At 43.1% G+C, this 4715-nt stretch carries 4 protein-coding genes; 2 read left to right on the top strand and 2 right to left on the bottom strand.

The genetic code is table 11. The features are described from left to right. The first annotated feature begins 216 nt into the window (after positions 1–216). Entirely contained in the window at positions 217–1404 is a 1188-nt protein-coding gene (locus ACE1AQ_RS02800) for a glycosyltransferase (protein WP_110545510.1), read from the top strand. A 408-nt stretch (positions 1405–1812) separates the two neighbouring features. On the opposite strand, the gene ACE1AQ_RS02795 is transcribed toward ACE1AQ_RS02800, so the two are convergent. Further along, entirely contained in the window at positions 1813–2694 is an 882-nt protein-coding gene (locus tag ACE1AQ_RS02795) for a tetratricopeptide repeat protein (protein WP_008200740.1), read from the bottom strand. Positions 2695–2728: 34 nt separating this feature from the next. Continuing rightward, positions 2729–2875, bottom strand: a complete 147-nt coding sequence (locus tag ACE1AQ_RS02790) for a hypothetical protein (RefSeq protein WP_172456657.1) — start codon at positions 2873–2875, stop codon at positions 2729–2731. Between ACE1AQ_RS02790 and ACE1AQ_RS02785 the strand changes: the two genes are divergently transcribed. Then, complete coding sequence (locus tag ACE1AQ_RS02785; protein ID WP_110545512.1) at positions 2817–4301, top strand: efflux RND transporter periplasmic adaptor subunit; 1485 nt, start codon at positions 2817–2819, stop codon at positions 4299–4301. The genes ACE1AQ_RS02790 and ACE1AQ_RS02785 overlap by 59 nt on opposite strands. Positions 4302–4715 lie beyond the last annotated feature (414 nt).

Here is a 4715-nt window from a genome sequence, read left to right as displayed (position 1 = left end):
ATATCAGCCAGACTTGGAAACTATCTCATCAAATTAGTCCCCCCATAGAACCCCCTTGAGCCATCTGGCACACTTTTCTCTTTTTGTCAAATTTTATGTTAAGAAAGATGTGACTAATGGATAGCTTGATAAGGGGGGTGTCTGACAACTTTTAACACCTACCTACTTACTCTTTTTAACCTGTTCCCTATTCCCTCATCGAAAGCCGACTAGCTTATGACATTTTTATTATTATTAGTTACTTCCCTATCGTTGATAATTTGGTTATATTTAATCTTAGGCAGGGGACAATTTTGGCTATCTAACCAAAAAATTAATCCTGTCACTTCTCCCTTAACAAATTATCCAAAAGTCTCGGCAATTATCCCCGCACGAAACGAAGCCGACGTTTTACCTATCAGTTTAACTTCCCTCTTTAACCAAGATTATCAAGGAGAATTTTCGATTATTTTAATTGATGATCAAAGCAGTGATGGCACTGGAAAAGTTGCTCAAGAAATTGCTGATCAATCTCATAAATCTGGACAAATAACTATTATTTCTGGACAACCTTTAGAGATAGGATGGACAGGTAAATTATGGGCAATGAAACAGGGAATAACAGAGGCTACCGAGAAATTTGCACCCGATTATTTTCTCTTCACCGATGCCGATATTGCCCACGCACCGGATAATTTAACCCAATTAGTTACTAAAGCAGTACAGGAAAAACAAGCGTTAGTTTCCCTGATGGTGTTGCTACGCTGTGACAGTTTTTGGGAAAAATTTCTTATTCCTGCCTTTGTTTTTTTCTTCGAGAAACTTTATCCTTTCCCCTTAGTTAATAACCCTAATTCCCCGATAGCTGCTGCCGCCGGGGGTTGCATTTTAATTCGCCGAGATATCCTAGAAAAAATTGGCGGTATTGAGATTCTTAAACAAGCTTTAATTGATGATTGTTCCTTGGCGATTGCGGTTAAAAAATATCTGCAAAATCACCCCGAAAATAGCGAGAAATCCATCTGGTTAGGATTAACAGAAACCACCTATAGTCTCCGTCCCTATCCCGATTTAGCCAGCATTTGGAATATGGTGTCCCGCACCGCATTTACGCAACTAAATTACTCAACACTTTGGTTAATCGGGACAATTTTCGGGATGTTTTTAACCTATTTAGCCGCCCCCTTGGGCTTAATCTGGGGATTGGTCTTAAAAGAAACATCAATTATTATAATTAGCACCGTCACTTTATTACTAATAGCCCTTTCCTATAGCCCGACTTTAAGACTATATAAATTATCCCCCCTGCGGGCTTTAACTTTACCCCTAATTGCCCTCTTTTATAGTTTAATGACCGTCGATTCTGCCCTGCGTTATTGGCGCGGCCAAGGGGGAAGTTGGAAAGGGCGAGTTTATTCTAATTAGCTAGAGCAATCCTCAAGAATTCCTAGCCAATTAACTAGGGTTTGCTGAAAAAGTTTGTTGGTGGGGTTAGGAGTCAGTAGCCGGTCGTCAGGAGCCGGTCGTTTCAGGCTTTGTTGCCCTCTTTGTTGTACCAGTTTATGTACTAAAAGAAGGATAATGCCAGGTTTTTGAAGGTCTTAATCCTATTTTCGCAGCATGAACATCGGATTTTAACAGGTCAAAAGCCTTATTTTAAAAGGGTTTTACCATTATTCAGCAAGCCCTAACTAAGGAGTTATCTTATACTAAATCCAGTTATTAAAGACTGATTATCTATTCCTCCTTTTGCCTGTTGCCTGTTGCCTCTTGCCTATCCTGATATGTAGCCTATACTCAATGGATTTAGTATTAATGCTTGCTGCTATCAGCTTAATTTTCTTCGTCCGCTTCTGGGGTTGGTTGTGGTAAACGAGCGATAAAATCTTTCATTTTAGGATGATTAAACATTTTCTCCGTATCTTGCAGAAGACGTTTACCCCAGAGATTTTCGCCTAAAAATTCCAGACTGACATAACGACTATCGCTAGTGAGAGCGGCCTGAGCTAATTTGATGCCTTCCTCGGTTTTACCTTGACTATAAATAGCCACCGCAATAGCTAACTGAGGTTCCGGCTGTTTAGGATCGATTTTCAAAGCGGCCCGCCAATCTTTAAGAGCGGCTTCCTTGTCACCCTGTTCGTATTTAACTAAACCAATATTATTAATAGCCGGCCAAAAATCTTGATCTTGAGTAACAGCTTTTTCGTAAGCTGCGATCGCCGCAGGATATTGTTCTAACTTGAGATAGGAATTACCGAGATCAAAAAGAGCGGGGGAGATATCGGGTTTCATTTGCAAACCCGCTTCAATCTGGGCAATAGCAGACTGGTAATCTTGATTCTGAAAATAGGCACTACCGAGGGAAAATTTAATATTAGCGTGGGCATCGGCGGGAGCGAGAGACAAAGATTGATTTAATGCCTCGATACCGAGTTGCACCTGATCGTCTTGCAGATATAAACTACCGAGAATAAACCAAGTTTGATAGAGATGGGGGGCTAACTGCACCGCTAACTTAGCCCGTCCGAGGGCTGCATCGGTACGGCGAAAACGAGCTAATTGGATGGCATCCTCGGCCATTTCAATTCCCGCTTGTTCCATCTGTTCTAACTCTGGTTCGATGGTGTAGGGGAGTAGAGCTTGGGAAAAAGCCGGCGGGCTGCCAGCGACGAAAAAAATGAGCAAAGAAATGATTAATTGAAGTTTTGGCACAGTTTACCCCCGCGATAGGCCTTTTTTAATCAGTCTATCTCGCTTGGGAGTTGTTGGCTAAAGAAACAACAAAGGCAGCTCTAGAGACGTTAGTATATAACCAATTAACTTTTGGCTGATCGATGGCAATAACCGTGTTGGGAAAATCAAATCGCCCCCTATTTTGGATATTCGGACTCATGGCTAGTGGTTTTCTGGCGGTGGGAGTAGTTTCTTATCGCTTGCTGCAAACTCCTCCTCCTGGCCTGGAATTGGCGAAAATGACCGTTCCTGCTCAACGGGAAACCCTCGCTGTGGAAATTAAAGCTAGTGGTAGGGTGGAACCAATCCAAAGTGTTAACATTAGCCCAAAAAACCCCGGCCGATTAGTGCGATTATTGGTGGATCAGGGCATGATTGTTAAAAAGGGACAAACCCTCGCCGTCATGGATAATTTAGAGGTGTATGCCCGAGGAATGCAGTCAGAAGCGCATCTACGGGAAGCTCTAGCCAGTCTGGAACAGGCTAAACGCAGCATTCCCGAAGATATCCGGCAATTACAGGCCCGATTTTATCAGGCACAGGCCAGTTATAAGCAATTAGAAGCCCGTTTAGCTCAGGCCAAAGAAAGAATTCCCAAAGATTTAGACCAGCTGCAAGCTCAGGTACAAGCAGCCCAATCCCGTTTTCGACTAGCAGAAAATCGGGTTAAACGCAATGAAAATTTAGTCCGGGAAGGGGCGATCGCTCAAGACCAATTTGATGCCGTCCTCAATGAATATCTCAACGCTAAAGCCAATTTAGACGAATCGATCCGCCGTTTGGAACAAGCGGATAAAACCGCTTCCCCAGAAGTGGCCGGAATTGAGCAGGAAATGATAGGAGCTGCAGCAGCGATCGCAGAAGCGAAATTTGCCCTCGAACAACGCCAAAAAACCCAAGAAACCGAGCTGGCTCGACTAGAATCATCTGTAGCGGCCGCTAGGGCCGATTTAGAGCAAATTAAGATTCAATACCGCGATACAGTCATTACTGCTCCCTTTGATGGCATCGTCACCCAAAAATACGCCACTGAGGGTTCTTTTGTCACTCCCACCACTTCGGCCTCTAGTACCGCTTCCGCCACTTCCACCTCGATTATCGCCCTAGCATCGGGATTGGAAGTAATTGCTAAAGTGCCGGAAGTAGATGTGGGTTTATTGCAGCGCGGCCAACCCGTGCGAATTGTCGCCGATGCTTTTCCTGAAGAAGTCTTTGAAGGTCGAGTTATTCTCGTGGCTCCCGAAGCAATTATCGAGAATAATGTTACTTCTTTTGAGGTGAGAATCGGTCTGGTGACGGGACTCGACAAACTCAAATCGAAAATGAATGTGGATGTAACTTTTGTCGGCCAGCAGTTAGATAATGCCCTCGTCGTGCCGACTGTAGCCATTGTCACCCGGGAAGGCAAGTCAGGGGTTTTAGTTCCCGATGCCGAAAATAAACCCAGTTTTAAACCCGTTTCGATCGGTTTGGTCTTAGACGATAAAACCCAAATTTTATCAGGTTTGGAAGCTGGAGAAAAGGTCTTTATCGATCTCCCCGAAGGGGCTGAAGATACCTCGACAACTAATAAAAAATCTCAATAATTTCTCTTAACAAATATCTTCAAATTGTCTTTTTTATGATATGGCAGTTTCAGTAATCAGTAATCAGCTTCTGAAGGCAAGAGACAACAGGCAAGAGGCAAAAGACAGAATCGGGCAATTCTCCCAAAAGCTTTTAGCTTAACAAATTAGGTTTTAGATTCGGCCTTTGTTATCAGATGTGAGTTTTCAGTTCACTGATTACTGTTCACTGAAAATACGTCCCAATTCATGGCTCTTCGTTACTTGTTATGGTTCGATAGGGGGGCATAAATGGACTAAATCCTTATCTGGCAAGAGATTTAATTGATTAGTTCGCTCCAGATCGCAAACAATTGACAAAAATCGCAGTAATGTCTGTTTCTATAAGGGTTTCATCCCTTATAACCCCGTCCATTGCATAAGACAAACCGAAGA

The sequence above is a fragment of the Microcystis sp. BLCC-F209 genome (genome assembly GCF_041928595.1).
Taxonomy (GTDB): domain Bacteria; phylum Cyanobacteriota; class Cyanobacteriia; order Cyanobacteriales; family Microcystaceae; genus Microcystis.
Note: the sequence above shows the minus strand (reverse complement) of the source record. Positions and strands in the feature narration are given on the sequence as shown.

Coding starts and splice junctions, on each gene's coding strand:
- ACE1AQ_RS02800 (WP_110545510.1), top strand. CDS start 217: ATGACATTTTTATTATTATTAGTTACTTCCCTATCGTTGATAATTTGG.
- ACE1AQ_RS02785 (WP_110545512.1), top strand. CDS start 2,817: ATGGCAATAACCGTGTTGGGAAAATCAAATCGCCCCCTATTTTGGATA.
- ACE1AQ_RS02790 (WP_172456657.1), bottom strand. CDS start 2,875: ATGAGTCCGAATATCCAAAATAGGGGGCGATTTGATTTTCCCAACACG.